The organism is Pararhodospirillum photometricum DSM 122 (genome assembly GCF_000284415.1).
In the GTDB taxonomy this organism is placed as follows: domain Bacteria; phylum Pseudomonadota; class Alphaproteobacteria; order Rhodospirillales; family Rhodospirillaceae; genus Pararhodospirillum; species Pararhodospirillum photometricum.
This window is the reverse complement of the sequence record NC_017059.1, coordinates 671,645-687,436: the sequence shown is the minus strand read 5'-3', so window position 1 is coordinate 687,436 and position 15,792 is coordinate 671,645. Positions and strand designations below refer to the sequence as shown.

General features: G+C 65.5%; 16 protein-coding genes and 2 tRNA genes. 8 read left to right on the top strand and 10 right to left on the bottom strand.

What is annotated here, in order from left to right; all coding sequences use genetic code 11:
- Nucleotides 1-4: 4 nt before the first annotated feature.
- Nucleotides 5-1,189 carry an alpha/beta hydrolase gene (locus tag RSPPHO_RS02980; protein WP_051013598.1) on the bottom strand — a complete coding sequence of 395 codons (1,185 nt, stop codon included), beginning with the start codon at nt 1,187-1,189 and terminating at the stop codon, nt 5-7.
- Nucleotides 1,186-1,602: an NUDIX hydrolase gene (locus RSPPHO_RS18655; RefSeq protein ID WP_051013991.1), complete on the bottom strand. Its 417-nt coding sequence runs from the start codon at nt 1,600-1,602 to the stop codon at nt 1,186-1,188. Before RSPPHO_RS18655 ends, RSPPHO_RS02980 begins: the two co-directional genes overlap by 4 nt.
- Nucleotides 1,603-1,797: 195 nt before the next feature.
- Here RSPPHO_RS18655 and RSPPHO_RS02970 point away from each other — a divergent pair.
- The 5 genes from RSPPHO_RS02970 to RSPPHO_RS02950 all read left to right on the top strand — a co-directional run bounded on the left by RSPPHO_RS02970 (nt 1,798) and on the right by RSPPHO_RS02950 (nt 5,092).
- Nucleotides 1,798-1,872: transfer RNA gene (locus tag RSPPHO_RS02970), tRNA-Val, on the top strand.
- Between the two features lie 25 nt (nt 1,873-1,897).
- Nucleotides 1,898-1,972: transfer RNA gene (locus RSPPHO_RS02965), tRNA-Val, on the top strand.
- Nucleotides 1,973-2,295: 323 nt separating this feature from the next.
- The gene (locus RSPPHO_RS02960; protein WP_014413796.1) at nt 2,296-3,249 is read left to right on the top strand and encodes a cation diffusion facilitator family transporter; all 954 of its coding nucleotides are present in this window, start codon (nt 2,296-2,298) and stop codon (nt 3,247-3,249) included.
- Between the two features lie 35 nt (nt 3,250-3,284).
- Complete coding sequence (locus tag RSPPHO_RS02955; protein WP_041793902.1) at nt 3,285-3,932, top strand: TetR/AcrR family transcriptional regulator; 648 nt, start codon at nt 3,285-3,287, stop codon at nt 3,930-3,932.
- A 248-nt stretch (nt 3,933-4,180) separates the two neighbouring features.
- Complete coding sequence (locus RSPPHO_RS02950) at nt 4,181-5,092, top strand: SphA family protein (protein WP_041793895.1); 912 nt, start codon at nt 4,181-4,183, stop codon at nt 5,090-5,092.
- A gap of 63 nt (nt 5,093-5,155) precedes the next feature.
- Here RSPPHO_RS02950 and RSPPHO_RS02945 read toward each other — a convergent pair whose 3' ends face one another.
- On the bottom strand, nt 5,156-8,656 hold the full coding sequence (locus tag RSPPHO_RS02945; RefSeq protein ID WP_014413794.1) for an FAD-dependent oxidoreductase: 3,501 nt from the start codon (nt 8,654-8,656) through the stop codon (nt 5,156-5,158).
- Between the two features lie 240 nt (nt 8,657-8,896).
- Here RSPPHO_RS02945 and RSPPHO_RS18650 point away from each other — a divergent pair, with 240 nt between their 5' ends.
- Nucleotides 8,897-9,310 (top strand): methyltransferase domain-containing protein, encoded by a 414-nt coding sequence (locus RSPPHO_RS18650; RefSeq protein ID WP_014413793.1) that lies wholly within the window; start codon nt 8,897-8,899, stop codon nt 9,308-9,310.
- On the top strand, nt 9,288-9,698 hold the full coding sequence (locus tag RSPPHO_RS18645) for a class I SAM-dependent methyltransferase (protein WP_157879063.1): 411 nt from the start codon (nt 9,288-9,290) through the stop codon (nt 9,696-9,698). Before RSPPHO_RS18650 ends, RSPPHO_RS18645 begins: the two co-directional genes overlap by 23 nt.
- Before the next feature lie 131 nt (nt 9,699-9,829).
- On the opposite strand, the gene RSPPHO_RS02935 is transcribed toward RSPPHO_RS18645, so the two are convergent.
- From RSPPHO_RS02935 to hisG, 7 genes are all read right to left on the bottom strand, one after another.
- Nucleotides 9,830-10,975 carry a ribonuclease E/G gene (locus RSPPHO_RS02935; RefSeq protein ID WP_014413791.1) on the bottom strand — a complete coding sequence of 382 codons (1,146 nt, stop codon included), beginning with the start codon at nt 10,973-10,975 and terminating at the stop codon, nt 9,830-9,832.
- A complete protein-coding gene (locus RSPPHO_RS02930; RefSeq protein ID WP_014413790.1) occupies nt 10,953-11,591 on the bottom strand; it encodes a Maf family protein in 639 nt (212 codons plus the stop codon). The genes RSPPHO_RS02935 and RSPPHO_RS02930 overlap by 23 nt, the downstream gene beginning before the upstream one ends.
- Nucleotides 11,592-11,599: 8 nt before the next feature.
- A complete protein-coding gene (infA, locus tag RSPPHO_RS02925; RefSeq protein WP_014413789.1) occupies nt 11,600-11,818 on the bottom strand; it encodes a translation initiation factor IF-1 in 219 nt (72 codons plus the stop codon).
- A gap of 147 nt (nt 11,819-11,965) precedes the next feature.
- The gene (locus tag RSPPHO_RS02920) at nt 11,966-12,451 is read right to left on the bottom strand and encodes an arsenate-mycothiol transferase ArsC (protein ID WP_051013596.1); all 486 of its coding nucleotides are present in this window, start codon (nt 12,449-12,451) and stop codon (nt 11,966-11,968) included.
- A gap of 28 nt (nt 12,452-12,479) precedes the next feature.
- Entirely contained in the window at nt 12,480-12,983 is a 504-nt protein-coding gene (locus RSPPHO_RS02915) for a UPF0262 family protein (RefSeq protein WP_041796424.1), read from the bottom strand.
- A 17-nt stretch (nt 12,984-13,000) separates the two neighbouring features.
- Complete coding sequence (hisD, locus tag RSPPHO_RS02910) at nt 13,001-14,305, bottom strand: histidinol dehydrogenase (RefSeq protein WP_014413786.1); 1,305 nt, start codon at nt 14,303-14,305, stop codon at nt 13,001-13,003.
- Nucleotides 14,289-14,972, bottom strand: coding sequence for an ATP phosphoribosyltransferase (hisG, locus tag RSPPHO_RS02905; RefSeq protein ID WP_041796421.1), 684 nt, complete (start codon nt 14,970-14,972; stop codon nt 14,289-14,291). Before hisG ends, hisD begins: the two co-directional genes overlap by 17 nt.
- A gap of 402 nt (nt 14,973-15,374) precedes the next feature.
- Between hisG and RSPPHO_RS02900 the strand changes: the two genes are divergently transcribed.
- Entirely contained in the window at nt 15,375-15,725 is a 351-nt protein-coding gene (locus tag RSPPHO_RS02900; RefSeq protein WP_041793894.1) for an NADH:ubiquinone oxidoreductase subunit NDUFA12, read from the top strand.
- Nucleotides 15,726-15,792: the final 67 nt, after the last annotated feature.

Sequence of the window (15,792 nt, the reverse complement as noted above, 5' to 3'; positions counted from 1 at the left end):
GCCTTTATTCCCCCGGGGCCGGCGGTGGGCCTTGGTCCTCTAGGTCGGCCAGGATCCGGGCCACGTAGTCGTCGTTGATCCGATGGTCGGGGCTGGTGGTGTTGAGGTGAACGTCAAAGCGGCCGCCCAAGCGCTGGGCGGCGTCGCGCACGGCCGGGGCATAGAGCTCGGACAGGCGGTTGTTTTGGCAACAGCGGTCGTACTGGCCAAAAAACTGAATCTGAGCCCGGCCCTCGCCCACCGCCCCCATAACAAACAGCTCAAGGTAATTGGCGGCCTGAAGCAACGGGCGATAATACTGTTCTTCCGAGGGCGGGTGGTCGTCTTGCTGCTGAAGGTAGAGGGGATAGGCCCCGGCCATGGGATAAGAGCGGCGCACCCGTGACTCCACGGCGGCAAAAACCACCGTCGCCCAGCCCCCCGCCGAAATCCCGGCCATGTCGGCAACCAAGGCGCCGGTCTCGGCCAGCCCGTGGTTGAGCCCGGCCAACAACGGCAGAAAAAAGCGCCGCAAGGGCAGGGGGTCCAGGGCCATGTGCTCGCGCAAGGAGGGCTCGAACACCCCATAGCCGGGGTAAGACCGTCGGGTCAGCACATTCTCACCATAGCCGGGATAATTGAAGGCCACGATGGTGACGCCCCGCTCCAGCAGCGGCCCCAGGAGAGAGGCGGCATTGGCGATGGTGGCGGCATTGCCCTGCTGATAGAGCAGCACGGGACCCCGGGGATGGCGGGGATGCAGCACGTAAAAGCGGGCGGTGAAGCCCTCATCGACCGTCAGGCTCAGGCGGTCAATCGAGGCCACGCGATCGTCTCGATAGGGGGCCAGGGCGGCGACCCCTTGGGGATCCACGCCCCGCTCCACCCGATCGGGCCGCAGGTCGGCCGGCGGCGTGGTGACGCCCGGACCAAAGATGACTTCGGCCAGGGCGGCGCGGCGCGGGACCATGTCCTCGGGGCCAGCAAAGCGAATCAACGAGGCCGGGTCGGTCTCCCGATACACGGGCCGGATCCCCTCGTAGCGATAGGGCTCGGCGCGCAGCACGTTGTACCAGCGGCGGAAGTCGGCATTGCCGCGAAACAGCGCGTCGCCCGCCCAAAAAACCCCGCCGCCCAGCAGGCCCCCAACGACCAGGACAAGTAACAGCCCCTTTAGAACACCGCAGCAGCGACTCTGCCCCCGTCTCATGCCCCGGTCTCCCTCGGTGGGCCCGCGTGCAAGATTGCCGCAAGGCCGTCGCAGAGCGGCGTGGGCAAGGCATCGGGGGGAAACCACCCGGCCTGATCGACATCGGAGGCCGCGACCGGCACCCCGCTTTCCCAAGCGCACAGCACCGGCACCAAAACCCAGTGCATTCCCTCGCCCATCGCCTCGACCACCTCAAGCAGGGCAACCGGCCGGGCGCGGATCCCGGTTTCCTCCCAAAGCTCGCGCTGGGCGGCGGCCCGCACGGACTCCCCCGGCTCGACCCGCCCCCCCGGAAAGCCCCAGCGTCCGGCCTGCGGGGCATTGCGCCGCCGCACCAGCACGACCCGACCAGCGTGCCACACTACCGCCAGCACCCCCACCCCGGGCGGCGCGTAAACAGACCTCGTCCCCATGAAAGCCCTCTGTTTCCTCCTCACCAACCACGCCCCCACTGTGCGCCGCTGCCGCCCTTCGACCAAGGTCTTTCGCCCGAAAAACACCCCCCGGAAAAAACCCGTTGACACCCCGCCGATCCTGTCATAAAAACCGCGCCCTGGCCGGATGGTTCGGTGAACAACCGAGGCGGCGGCGAGAGACCGACGTGGAATGGGCGATTAGCTCAGCGGGAGAGCACACCCTTCACACGGGTGGGGTCGTAGGTTCAATCCCTACATCGCCCACCATTCCCCCTCGGTGCAAAGAGTAGATGGGCGATTAGCTCAGCGGGAGAGCACACCCTTCACACGGGTGGGGTCGTAGGTTCAATCCCTACATCGCCCACCATCTACTCCTCCTTCCAGGAATCGCATCCATTTTCGGGCCGTGCTGAGGCCGAAAACAGAGCATGCGTCTGGAGGCATTTTCTCCTTCATATTTAGTGGGTTGGCGTGGTTTTGTCGTGCGTCCTGCCTTTGAAAAGGCGGGGTGGTCGCGATGTGGGGGCCCGAAAAAAGGAAGGCTGGGGAGGCGCGCCTCCCCAGACCCCTCATTCCTTTCTGAGCCGTTGGGGAGCTTGACCGGATTATTTCTACGTTGTAGAAATCATTCCGTCCGGATACGGCTGTAGCGCTGACCGGTGCCTGGATGGGCAGACGATTGGCAGAGACATGACCGCGAAGCCCCGCTTTTTCGACCTGAGTGACGAACGTGGTGTGCTGAGAACGTCCATCGCCGTGACGCTGGTGATCTCGTCACTCGGCATTGGCTTCGGCCTTATCTCTGGTTCGTTCTCCATTGTCTTCGATGGGGTTTATTCGCTCGTCGATGCCAGCATGAGCTTGCTGTCCCTGATCGTGGTTAATCTCATCACCGCTCATACCGTTTCCAAGAACCTATCGCGGAAGGTGCGGGAGCGGTTTTCGATGGGGTTTTGGCATCTGGAGCCGATGGTGCTGGGGCTGAATGGGACGCTGCTGATCGGCGTGGCGGTCTATGCGCTGGTCAATGCGCTGAGCAGTCTGCTTGAAGGCGGGCGTGACCTCGAATTCGGTTGGGCTGTTGTCTATGCCGTCATCACGCTGATCGCCTGCGCCGCCGTTGCCATTGTCGAGGTGCGCGCCAACCGTAAAATCGGCTCCGAGTTCGTCCGGCTCGACGTCAAGGCCTGGGTCATGTCTGCCGGAATTACGGCGGCGCTTTTGATGGCCTTTTGCCTTGGCTATGCGGTCCAGGATACGAAATGGCAGTGGATTTCGCCCTATATCGACCCGGCGGTTCTGGCGTTTGTCTGCCTGCTTATCATCCCGCTGCCGATCTCGACCGTCCGCCAAGCGCTGGCTGATATGTTCCTCGTGACGCCGGCCGACCTCAAGGCGCATATCGACACGGTGGCGCGGGCCTTCGTCGAAAAGCACGGCCTTGACTCGTACCGCGCCTATGTTGCCCGGGTCGGCCGCTCGAAGGAGATCGAGCTTTACTTCATCGTTCCAGCCGATGCACCGGCGCGGACCATCGGCGAATGGGACGCGCTGCGTGTCGAGATCGGCGACGCGGTCGGTGGCGAAGGGCCGGATCGCTGGCTTACGATCGTCTTTACCGGAGACCCCGAGTGGGCGGAATGAGCCGCCCGGCACGACGAACAAAGGAAGGCATTGCAATGCCGAGAAAGACCAGCCGCGTCGGAGCTGGCCCGCGTAGCTTATCGAAAGACGCCATTCTCCAGACCGCCATAGACTTCCTGGAAGAAGCCGGCGAAAGCGTTTTCAGTGTTCGCAAACTTGGCGAGCGCGTCGGTTGTGATCCGATGGCGATCCTCTATCACTTTAAAAATAAAGACGGCCTGTTCCGAGCGATGGCCGATGCGCTGACAGCGCGGCTGGAAAGCGTGGACGAGTCAAAAGTGTGGCATGAGCGACTGCGCGATCACGCCCGTCATTATCGCGCGCTGGCGCTGGGCCATCCCAACACCTTCGGCCTGATCCAGCGGTTCCTCAACACCGGTGTCTCAGATTTCGCTCCGATCGAGATGGTGCATCGCGCACTGGCGGAGGCCGGAGTAGCGGACGCGGACGCTCCGGCCGTCTGTCTCGCGTGGTATGCGAGTGTGATCGGCCTGTGCATGGGCGAAATCGGCGGGCTGATCCGACCCGCGACCGCAGGCGAGGCGCGGGAGATCTTGGAAACGCCGGAGGGACAATACCCGCGCCTGCGGACGCTCGCCCCCTCTTATCAGTCTCTCGATCCCGAAGCAGTCTTCGAAATCGCCAGCGATATCCTGATCCAGGGGATTGCGCGGCGGCGTTGATCGCCCTCCCTATGCCCGAGGGGTCTGGGGAGGCCGTGCCTCCCCGGCCGTTCTTTTTTTCGACACATTTTCGCCCCCAAGGGTTTGCGGGGGATTCTCTTTACGTTTATGCTCCCATCCTTGAGTACACAAAGCATCGCAGACGCAAGACCCGCCCAAGTCTGGAGGGACGGTTCGCTCGGTATTACAGGGGCGTGCCGAGGGGGGCTTGTCTTCATCACAGAGAAAGACTTATGGAGGGAAGCGGAATGAAAAAGATCCTGGCTGCGGCGGCCTTGATGGGGGCTGTGATGGCGTCTTCCACGGCGTCCGCCACGGAATTGTGGGACCCCCAACTCAAGGGGGTGAACGAAGGATTGGCGGCGGGGGCTTTGCCGCCGAAAGGGGTCTATTTCATTCTGAATAACTACTGGGCGAACTACCAGAAGCGGGATGCGGACGGCAATCGGGTGCATGGCACCAACTTGACGGCGTTGGTGGAAGTGCCGGTGTTGTTGTGGTCCACCGGGCTAAAGGTGTTCGGGGCTGACTATGCTGTAGGCATTGCCCAGCCCATTGCCTATACGGACTTTGAGGCCCAGGGCAAGGGCTCGGGCAACTGGGGCTTTTACAACACGATTTTGATTCCGGGCCAGCTTTCCTGGAAGATCGACGACTTTTTCATCAAGCCCGGCCTGTCGATTTATCTTGATGACGCCAGTACGACGCCGGCTGATCTGGTCAAGGGCAAGCGGTTGAATGGCGGGCTGCCCTCGGGCAACGGCTACACCGCTGTTCAGCCTGACTTGGGCCTGAGCTGGCTGCATGACGGCTGGAACCTGAGCGCGGATCTACACCTGACCATTCCGGTCGATGCCACCCATGCGCCGGGCTATGAGTACAAATCCGGGGTTCAGTTCTCGGGCGACTATACGGCAACCAAGACCCTCGACAAGTGGACCTTTGGCCTGGGCGCCCACCAGCAAAACCAGTTGAATTCCGACACCCTGAACGGCCGGGAGGTCAAGGACAGCATCGTGGCGTCCTATGGCATTGGCCCGATTATTGGCTATCAGTTCGGCGGCCTGTCAGTGATGGCGACTTGGAACCACAACGTCTATACCCAGAACGACGTCGGCGGCGACTTCCTGAACCTCCGCTTCGTCGCCCCCCTCTTCTAACTCCTTCCTTTCAGAGCTGAGGGGTCTGGGGAGGCCACGCCTCCCCAGCCTTCCCTTCGACCTCTACGCCTCAACCCGCTTGCCCAACCGCTTCAAACAACGGTCGATCCACTGACGGGTCAGCTTTTCGGGCACGCTGTTTTGCCCCAGCCGTTGGGCGAGGGCGGCGAAATCGACCTTGTCCAGGGGTTGGTCCTGGTTAAAGCAGGTAAAGACAATCACCGTCTCTCCCGTTACCGGATCCACTTGGGGCTGGAGGCACTGCCCGCAAATCTCCTTCATCATGCACTGCATCGGCGAGTTGATGGAGCCGATGGCGATATGGCCTTCACGCAGGAAGGGGGCGAGAACCGTGTGGCGGGCTTTGGTGACGGCTTGCATCATGCGATCCGAGCCGATGGCCAGGATCCGACTGACGTCGCCGAGGGGCAGGGGCTGGGCGCCCAGGCGTCCGTCGCCATAGGCCACCATGGCATCGACGATGGTGCCGACGAAGCTCAGGTCCTGGGGCCGCTCGGGCACGAAGCCCGGGGCTTGGTCGCAGCACCACACGACCACATCGGCGGCGGCGTGGAGATCGTCCAGGCGGTAGCGGTCGTGCAGGCCCTTGTAGCCGGCGAAGTACAGGACCTTGTTGTCGCGGGCCCGCAAGGCGCGGCCGATCGAGAACAAGACGGCGTTGCCCAAGCCGCCGCCGGCCAGCAGCACGGTTTCGTGCTTGGGTAAGGTGGTGGGGGCGCCGGTCGGCCCCATGACGACGACCGGCTCGCCGGGGGCGAGGTGGGCGACCAGATCGGAGGAGCCGCCCATTTCCAGCACGATCATCGAGAGCAGACCGGCTTCCTTATCCACCCAGGCTCCGGTCAGGGCGACGCCTTCCATGGCTAAGGTCGTGTCGTCGATGCGGTGGGCGAAGCGCTCGAAGTTTTGCAGGCGGTAGAACTGGCCGGGCTCGAAGCGTCGGGCCGCCGCTGGGGCACGCACCACCAGTTCGATGATGGTCGGGGTGTGGCGGACCAGGGCATGCACCGTGGGCCGGAACTGATCAATGACCAGGGCTTGCAGGGCCGGCCCCTTGTCCTCGCCGGCCGGGCGTTGGGCGAGCAGGCGGGAGATCACCCCATAGCCCTGGCGGGCCGAGGCCATGGCCGCCACCACGTTGCCGGCATAGGACGGGTGTTGGTCGCCGAAAAAGCTGATGGCCGTGCCGTCGGGGTTGATCCGGGTCAGCACTTGGGCCTCGGCCGGCTTGGGCCGGGGCTCGGGCTGGACCTTGGTGCCGGTCTCGTCCACCGCCTGGAAATACTTGCCATCCAGGGTCAGGGTGCTGCCCCCGGGTTCGCGGGCCAGCACGGTGTTGGGGACGGTACCGGCCGCGACAATCACGGTGCGGGCTGGCACGATGTGCTCTTTGCGGGTGTTGACGTGGCGCAGGCGCAAGAAGGCGGCATGGCCGAAGCGATCGAGTTCGACTTCTTCGGGGGTCAGGCGCTCGGCGACGGCGATGCCCTCCTCGAAGGCCTTTTGGATCTCCTCGTGATTGTTGCGATAGGCCGGGGCATCGAGCAGGCGGCGGCGGTAGTAAAGGGTGGCGCCGCCCCAGCTTTGCACCATGGACCGCAGGCGGGGCGGGCGGCCCTGGCGCCGGGCGTTGACCCGTTCGGCGCGCAGCGCCCGGGCGTGGACCAGGAACTCCTCGGCGATTTCGCGCTCTTCCTCGCTCCAACTGGCGCGCACCGAGGCCTCGCCGCGTTCTGCCACCAAGATCTCGTAGCGCGCCAGGAACTTTTCCACCTGGATGGGGTAATAGGCTAGGGCTTCCGTGCAGGCATCAATGGCGGTCAGGCCGCCGCCGATCACCGCCACGGGCAGGCGCACTTGAAGATTGGCCACCGAATCGCGCCGGCCGGCCCCGGTCAACTGCAAGGCCATCAAGAAGTCGCTGGCTTGGCGGACCCCCCGTGCCAGGCCGTTTTTCATGGGCACGATGGTCGGCCGCCCGGCGCCCAGGCACAGGGCCACGTGGTCGAAGCCAAGCGCGAAAGCGTCCTCGGGGGTGAGGGTGCCGCCCAGGCGCACGCCGCCCACCATGGTGAAGCGCGCCCGGCGTTCCAGCAGCAGCCGGATGATGGTGAGGAAATTTTTGTCCCAGCGCACGGTGATGCCATACTCGGCCACCCCGCCAAAGCCGCCCATCACCCGGCGATCAAGCGGCTCATAAAACTCGGCCCAGCGCTCGATGGCCCGAAACGGCACCCGCCGCCCCAGGGAATCCACCCCGCTCAAATGAGGGTCGAGGGGTTCGATCTTGAGGCCGTCGATCGCCACCACGGTGTGGCCGTCGTTGAGCAAGTGATGGGCGAGGGTGTATCCGGCTGGCCCCAAGCCGGCGACCAGAACGGTGCGGCCCGAGGCCGGCCGGGGCAGGGGGCGCTCCAGGTTGAGCGGATTCCAGCGCGTGAGCAGGCTGTACATCTCGAAGCCCCAGGGCAGGTCGAGCACGTCCTTGAGCACGCGGGTTTCCACCTCGGGAATGTTGACCGGATCCCGAGCTTGGTTCTGATAAACGCACGACACCATGCAGTCATTGCAAATGCGGTGCCCGGTGCCGGCACACAGGGGATTGTCTACCACGATCAGAGCCAAGGCACCGATGACATGCCCCTGGCCCTTGGCCTCGTTCATTTCCGAGATGCGCATGGACAAGGGGCAGCCCAGCATCTCCCGGCCCAGCGCATTGACGGCGATCCCGCCGGTCTTGCGGTCGGGCATGCCGTGGGAGCAACTGTCGTGGCCGGTGTGATGGCAAGACAGGCAATAGCTGGTCTCGTAGAGGCCATGGGCCAGATCGCAGCCCGTATCAGTGAGGGCAAAGCCATCGCGGTTGCGCAACTGGGCCTCGGGCAGCCTTTGGCGGCAGACCCCATCCTCCACGACCTCATGGGTCGGCACCAGCCGTTCCATGTCATGCTGGCGCGGCAGGCGGAACAAGACGCCGCCGGCGAAGCGGGCCTGCCCTTCGGGCGTCTCGGCGGCCCAGGCGGCGAAGTGGGTGGCAAGGTCCAGGGCTTCGCTGTGGGCCTTGTCGTTGTCCAGCCAGCGCAGCACGGCCCGGGCGAAGGCGCGTTCGTCGTCAAGCGGCGCGCCGATCAGGGGGGCCAGCGCCGCTTCCAGGCTGGCTGGGTTTTCCAAGCGGGCTTCGGCCTCCCGGATCCGCTTGATGGCAATACGCTGCACGAAGCTTCGCTTGCAGGCGTAGAGGGGGGCCAGCGCGTGGTGGCGCTCGGCAGCCGCGGCCAGGGCCTCGCTGATCTTGAACAACCGCCCGAGAAAGTCGTCAACATACGGGGCCAGGGCCAGCATCAAGGCCGAGAGAGCCTTGGGCTCCAAGCTGTCGGGGGCCGCGCGCGCGGTGCGCAGGGCCTGGGCCAGATCGGGTGCTGTGTCGCTCAGGGTGTCCAGGAAGGCCGCGTCCGCTCGCGCGAGCCCATCGTCGGTGTAGAGGTCGGCGACGGTAAAGCCCAGGGCAAGAGGGGTCTCCAGCGAGGGGAAGGGGTGGGTCATGACATCGTCCTGCCTGTGCGGTGAGGCGCTCCGGGCGGTCGGTCGGGGAGGAGCGCGCCCTCACCCTACCCCCAAAAGCCCCAGCAAGGCCAGGGGTGAGCCCCGGGGAATCGACGGGCTTTCCGATTTTATTCAGCCTGTTATGCAGTTTTTTGGTTTGACTGGAAAAAAGACCTTGAGCCGCTCGCCCAAGGCTTCCATAAAGCGAGACACGGCGAAACGGTCCATTGGGAGCGAAGCATGGATCCCCGGGACCCGGAACAGTTCCAAGCCTATCACGGCCCTAAACAGCGGGCGGCACGCGACCTTCTGGAGCGTGTCCCCTTGAAGGCCCCCTTGCGCATCGTCGATCTGGGGTGCGCGGAAGGCGACGGCGCCCGCCTGCTCGCCCAGCGCTACGCCGAGGCCCGCGTCACCGCCGTGGATGCCAGCTCCGCCGATCTCGACGAGGCCCAGGCCCGGGGCGATGCCGAGGGCCGGATCACCTTTGTCGCCGCCGACCCCGGGCAGTGGGTCCCCGAGCGCACGGTGGACCTGTTATACTCCAGCTTTGCCCTGCATCTGGTGCCCGACCACGAAACCTTGTTTCCCCGGCTGGTCCAGATGTTGGCCCCGTGGGGGGGTGCTGGCCGTGCAGATGCCCCACGCCTTTGATGAGCCCGCCTATCGCTGCATCACCGAAGCGGTGCGGGCGGGGCCGTGGCGGGATCTCCTGGAGCCTTTGTTGCGGCCCATGCCGGTGACATCGGCGCTCAAGTACTCCCGCCTGCTCGCGGTTCGGGTGCGTCACCTCGATATTTGGGAGACGGTGTATCATTTGCTGCTGCGCGGGCCCGACCCCGTGGCGGCCTGGATGCGGGCCAGCGCGCTTGCCCCTTTTCTGCGGCGCTTGAGCGACGAGGAGACGCGCGCGGCCTTTTATGAGGAGTATCGCCGCCCGCGTCGGCCCGTGCCGTACCCCGAGGATCGCCCACGTTGGGGGGGACGATCTTTCCGTTTCGGCGGCTTTTTGATCGCGCAGGGGCCGGTGATGCGCTCGTAAGGGAAGGCTGGGGAGGCGGGCCTCCCCAGACCCCCTCATTTGATTGGCCCCTCAGGTCGAACCGATAGCGCAGCCGGCGCAAGGCGGCCAGCACCTCGGCCTCGGCGCTGGGGCGGGGCGCCGCCCGGGGATCAAGCAGCAGGGCTGAGAGGGGCGGCTGGCGACGGGGCCGCACCACTTCGACGAGGCCGCCCCGGGTCGCCCCCCAAAACCCGGGCTCCGGCCGGATCCTGGGCCAACGCCTCGGCCAGGGCCGTGACCAAGGCAGGATCGGGCGGGCCGCGCCGTCGAGGAAAATCAATGACGATCTGCCCGGCCAGACCGCGCAGACGGATATGACGGGCGATAAGAGGCACCGCCGCCTGGGCCACGAGGTCCGGGGCTTGCCCCTGAGCGTCGATGTCCACGGCACTGACCGCCTGGGTCTCGGCAAAGTGGACAAACCCGCCCCCCGGCACGGCCACCCCAGGCTCCAGCGCTTCCTCCAGGGCGGCTTCCACCCCGTAAGCCTCGAACAAAGCGGTGGCGGGATCGTGATGCACCGTGACCTGTGGCCCGCCTCCGGGGAAGCGCGCGTGCACCAGGGCCTGAACGAAAGGAAAACGGCCCCCCGAGTCTACAACAATCCGGGCCTGGGCCCCGCCCGGCTCCTCCAGCCACGCCGCCAGCGGGGACGGCGCTTCTTGCAGCAGCCCGAGGTTCGACGTGGCCGAGAACCGTCGGGCCACCTCGGCGGCCAGGGTCCGCAAGGCCTCCAGATCGGCCTGCAAGGCGTCGTCGCCGGCCTCGGCAATCTCCGAGCGGGCAATAACGCCTTCACCCGGGGCCAAAAAAGACTCGAAATGGGCGCGCAGCGCCTTGCGATTGCCGGGAATCTTGGTGGACATCCCCAGGCCGGGCCGCCCGGGCGTCAACACCCAAAAGCGCCCGGGCCACGAGAGGGCCAAAGTCAGCTTGGGCCCCTTGGTCTCCACGGCCGGGCGCAACACCTGGACCAAAACCCGCGTCCCTAGAGGCGGCAGCCCTCCGGCCGCGTCCTCGGCCGCCAAAAAGCCCCAGGGCGGCGCCCCCAGATCAACAAACACCGCTGCGTGCCCGGGCACCCGCTCGCGCACCCGGCCGGCCAGGCAGGCGCCCGCTTCCGGGCGATGGGCCCGGCTCAAGACCACCTCGCGCAAGGCACCCTGGGCATCGCACAAGGCCCAGCGCGTTTCGCCGGGGCCGTCATCGACCAGAATCAGGGACCCCAACGGGTCAGAGGGGAGAGCGATAGCCATTGCCGGTCAGCAAGGACACGGCCTCATGGACCGCCAGTCCCACCACATTGGCATAGGAGCCGGAGAGAAAAGGCACAAAAGCCGCCGCCTTGCCCTGGATGGCATAGCCTCCCGCCTTGCCATGCCACTCGCCACTGGCCAGATAGGCGGCCATCTCCGGCTCGGACAGGCGTTTGAAGGCAACCTGGGTCACAACCACCCGGCTGATCAGCCGCCCCGAGGGGGTGACCAAGGCTAGACCGCCATACACCCGGTGGCGCGCGCCAGAAAGCAGATCGAGACAGCGCCGGGCCGTCTTTTCGTCCAGCGCCTTGGGGAGAATACGCCGGCCTCGGGCGACCACGGTGTCGCCGGCCAACACAAAGGCCCCCGGGTGACGCCCGGCCACCGCCTGCGCCTTGGCTTCGGCAATGCGCAGAGCATAGGGTCGCGGCAATTCGTCGCGCAGGGGCGTTTCATCGAGATCGGCGGGATCGACCCGGTCAGGGCGCACGCCCACTTGGGCCAGGAGATCCAGACGCCGGGGAGACGCTGAGGCCAGCACGAAAAGAGGCTGGGAGGCGTCTGCCGGGGGGTCCTGATCCGCGCCGGCCGCCGTGAAGGAGGAAAGGGACACGGACGCCGTTACTTGAAGCGGAAGGTGATGCGACCTTTGGTCAGGTCGTAGGGTGTCATTTCGACGGTCACACGATCACCCACAAGAACGCGAATGCGATTCTTGCGCATCTTGCCCGAGGTGTGGGCAAGGACCTGATGATCGTTGTCCAGTTTGACCCGGAACATGGCGTTGGGCAAAAGCTCAACCACCACGCCGGAAAATTCGAGTACGTCTTCTTTGGCCATGACCCCAACTGGTTCCCGGTTTCGAGGGACCCCCGTTATGAGTGCCCTCGGGAAGCATCGTCAAGGAATTTTCGTATTTTTATGAAGGGGGCGCAGCGCAAGCCAGGGGGGACGGGCCGGATTGCCCGAGCCCCCGTGTTTGCGGGACTATCCCGCAGGTCCGAGCGAGACCGGGAAGCGTTGCAACAGGCGGGTCATCAGGGAGTCGCGCACCGTGCGATAGGCCTCCAGGCGCGTTTCGCGCGATCCCTCGACCAAGCTGGGATCAAAGGTGTTCCAAAACGTCACCTCGCAGGCCATCCAGCGGGTCATCTCCACCGCCTTGTGCTGGGCCTCGGGCGAGAGGGAAATCACCTCATCAAAGCTCCCATCCTCGAGGTCCTCGAAAGTGCGCGTGATATGGCGGCGCAGGTCCACGCCGATCTCCTCCATCACGGCAATCGCGAAGCCATCAATCTCGACCCCGGCCCGCACCCCCACCGACTGAACATAAATGCGCGTGCCATGCAGGCGCTTCAAAATCCCCTCGGCCATGGGGGACCGCACCGCATTCATGGTGCAGCAAAACAACACGGCGGACGGCAGGGGAGCCCCCAAGGAACGATCGGCAAACGACCCCGGAAGACATGTCATCAGGCCGAGCCCCCCCAGCCTTTCTTTCTTAAGCCCGCACGTGGAGCACGCACAGCAACGTAAACAGCCGCCGCCCGGTGTCATGATCAATCACCGCCCGCTCACGCAACCGCTGGCGCAAGAAGGAGCCGCCTTCGTTGTGCAAGGCGCGGCGTCCCATGTCGATCGCCTCGATCTGGGAGGGCGACATCGTGCGGATGGCACTAAAATAACTCTCACACACCATAAAATAATCTTTCACAAGGGTGCGAAACGCCGTCATCCCCAGGCCAAAACGGACCAACTCCCGATTGGCCTCGTCGCGGATATCAAAAATAAGGCGATTGTCTTCCAAGCTGAGAACCAGCCGAAAGGGCCCCTCCAGGCCGGGCACGGCAAAGCGGTTGTCTTCCAGAAGATCGAAAATGGCCACGGCGCGTTCGTGCTCCACCTCGGGGCGGCGGCGCACGAACACCCGTTCGTCCAAGGTGATGCCCACCAGCCGGTCCGTCTCTTTGAGGAGCGGTTCCTCGGGCGGGGGATCGGGGGGCATCATGACGGCCAATCCCGCTAGAACCGAGGGATGTTCAGGCGGGTCGCCACCGACAAGCCGTGGGCTTCCAATCCCTCCGCCTGGGCCAGACGCACGGCGGCCCTGCCCAGGGCCCCCAGAGCGCCGGGGGAACACCCGACCAACGTGGTCCGCTTCATGAAGTCAAGCACCCCCAATCCCGAGGAGAAGCGCGCGGTACGCGAGGTCGGCAGCACGTGGTTGGGTCCGGCCACATAATCGCCGATGGCCTCCGGGGTATGGCGCCCCAGGAAGATGGCCCCGGCATGCTTCACACGCTCGGCCAGGGCATCGGGATCGGTGACGGCGAGTTCCAGGTGCTCGGGCGCCACGCGATCGACCAGGGCCGGCGCGTCAGCCAGCAGGTCCCCCACCACGATGACCGCCCCGTGATCGCGCCACGACGCCGAGGCAATGTCCACGCGCGACAACGAGGCCAACTGGATCGCGACGGCCCGCTCCACCGCATCGGCGAAAGCCTCGTCGTCGGTGATCAGGATCGACTGGGCGGCGGCGTCGTGCTCGGCCTGGGACAACAGATCCATGGCAATCCAGTCGGGATCGTTGCTGGCATCGGCCACCACCAAAATTTCCGAGGGACCGGCGATCATGTCGATGCCCACCGTGCCAAACACTTGGCGCTTGGCGGCCGCCACATAGGCATTGCCCGGCCCCACGATCTTATCGACGGGAGCGATGGTCGCGGTGCCGTAGGCCAGGGCGCCCACGGCCTGGGCCCCCCCAATCCGGTAGATCTCATCGACCCCGGCCATGCGCGCCGCCACCAGCACCAGCGGGTTGAGCACGCCGCCGGGGGTGGGCACCACCATGACCACGCGCTCGACGCCGGCCACCTTGGCGGGCACGGCGTTCATGAGCACCGACGAGGGATAGGCCGCCGTGCCGCCCGGCACATACAGGCCGACCGCCGAGACCGGCGTCCAGCGCTGGCCCAGGCGCACCCCAGCCTGATCGGTGTAGCTAAAGCCCTGCGGCACCTGACGGCCATGAAACGAGGCAATGCGATCGGCGGCCAGGGCCAGGGCGTCGCGCACGTCGGGATCAACGGTGGCCACGGCCGTGTCGATCTCGCCAAGGCTGACCCGCAATCCCTGGGGCTCCAGGGTCAGGCGGTCAAAGCGCGCGGTATACTCCAAAACGGCCGCATCGCCTCGACGGCGCACGTCGTCGAGGATCGCGGCCACGGTGTCGTTGACGTCTTGCGCCGACTCACGCTTGCCGCCCAGCAAGGTCGTGAACGCCGCCTCAAACCCGGGATCTCTCGCGTCAAGCCGCACGGGCATGGCACACCTCCCGGAAGCGATCGAGCCAAAACGCCATTTCGCGGGCCCGCACCTTCATCGCCGTGCGGTTGACGACCAGACGGGACGTGACCTGGGTAATGGTCTCGACCTCGACAAGACCGTTGGCCCGCAAGGTAGAGCCGGTCGAAACCAAATCGACAATACGCCGGCACAAGCCCAGAACCGGCGCCAGTTCCATGGCCCCGTTCAGCTTGATGCACTCGGCCTGGACGCCGCGCGCGGCAAAGTGACGCCGCGTGATCTCGGGATACTTGGTCGCGACACGGATGTGGGACCAACGCTGGGGATCGTCCTGGGCCAGCAAGGACGCGGACTCGGCCACGGCCAGCTTGCACGCGCCAATGCCCAGATCCAGCGGCGCATGCAGCTCGGGATAATTGAACTCCATGATGACGTCGTTACCCGCGATGCCCAGATGCGCCGCCCCGAACGCCACGAAGGTTGCCACATCAAAACTGCGCACCCGGATGATATCCACGTCCGGGTGGTTGGTGGCGAAGCGAAGCTGGCGGCTTCGCGGATCATCGAAAGCGGGTTCGGGGATAAGGCCCGTGGCCCGCACGAGAGGCATGGCCTCATCGAGAATGCGACCCTTGGGCAGGGCAAGGACCAGCTTGTCTGCGCTGTCGCGCGCATCAAACGCCATGGAACCGGTGTCCTCCATGTCTCTCGGACGGAGGACGCAGACCGCCCTCCCCGGCCGGTTTTAGCCTTTCTCGCGCTCGCATACCACTCTTTTGGTCGCGCCCAGTGTTCTGGCGGCGGGGCAAGGATCGTAAGGGGGAGATCACGGCCGGGGAGGCGCGGCCTCCCCCAGACCCCCTCGGGTCTGGGGGAGGCGGGCCTCCCCAGACCCCACCGTCACAGAAGTCCCAGGAACGGAGGGGTCTGGGGGAGGCCCGCCTCCCCAGCCTTCCCTTCTCTTCCCCATGAACCCGTCTGGACGCCGGCCGACGCTTGCGCCATAGTGCCCCCCTCCCCCGCGTTCCTCGCGGCCCTGGGCTGGCCTGCGCTGGATCCAGGCCGACCACCCAGGAGACGTGTCACAATGAACTTTGGCACCCGGCTGTACACCCGTCTCAACGGCGAATTCGTGGGCGAGGATGTCCACGGCAACCGCTATTATCAAAGCCGCGAGAGCCGGACGGCCTCCCTGTATCGACGCAAGCGTTGGGTGGATTACAAGGGGAAGGTCGAGGCCTCCAAGGTTCCGCCCGAGTGGCATGCGTGGCTGCATCACACCGCCGAGGCCCCCCTGCCTGTGAGCGACCGACCCTGGGGCCAACCGCATCTGCCCAACCTGACCGGCACCGCCCATGCCCGGGTGCCCCAAGGAGACGAACGCGCCGGCGGCCAACGTCCAGCCGCCACCGGCGACTATCAGGCGTGGCGTCCCTGATCCCTTTCCTTTCACGCACCCGGTCCTTGTCATGCCGTCGCGAAGTCGTTCCAGGGAAACCCTGATC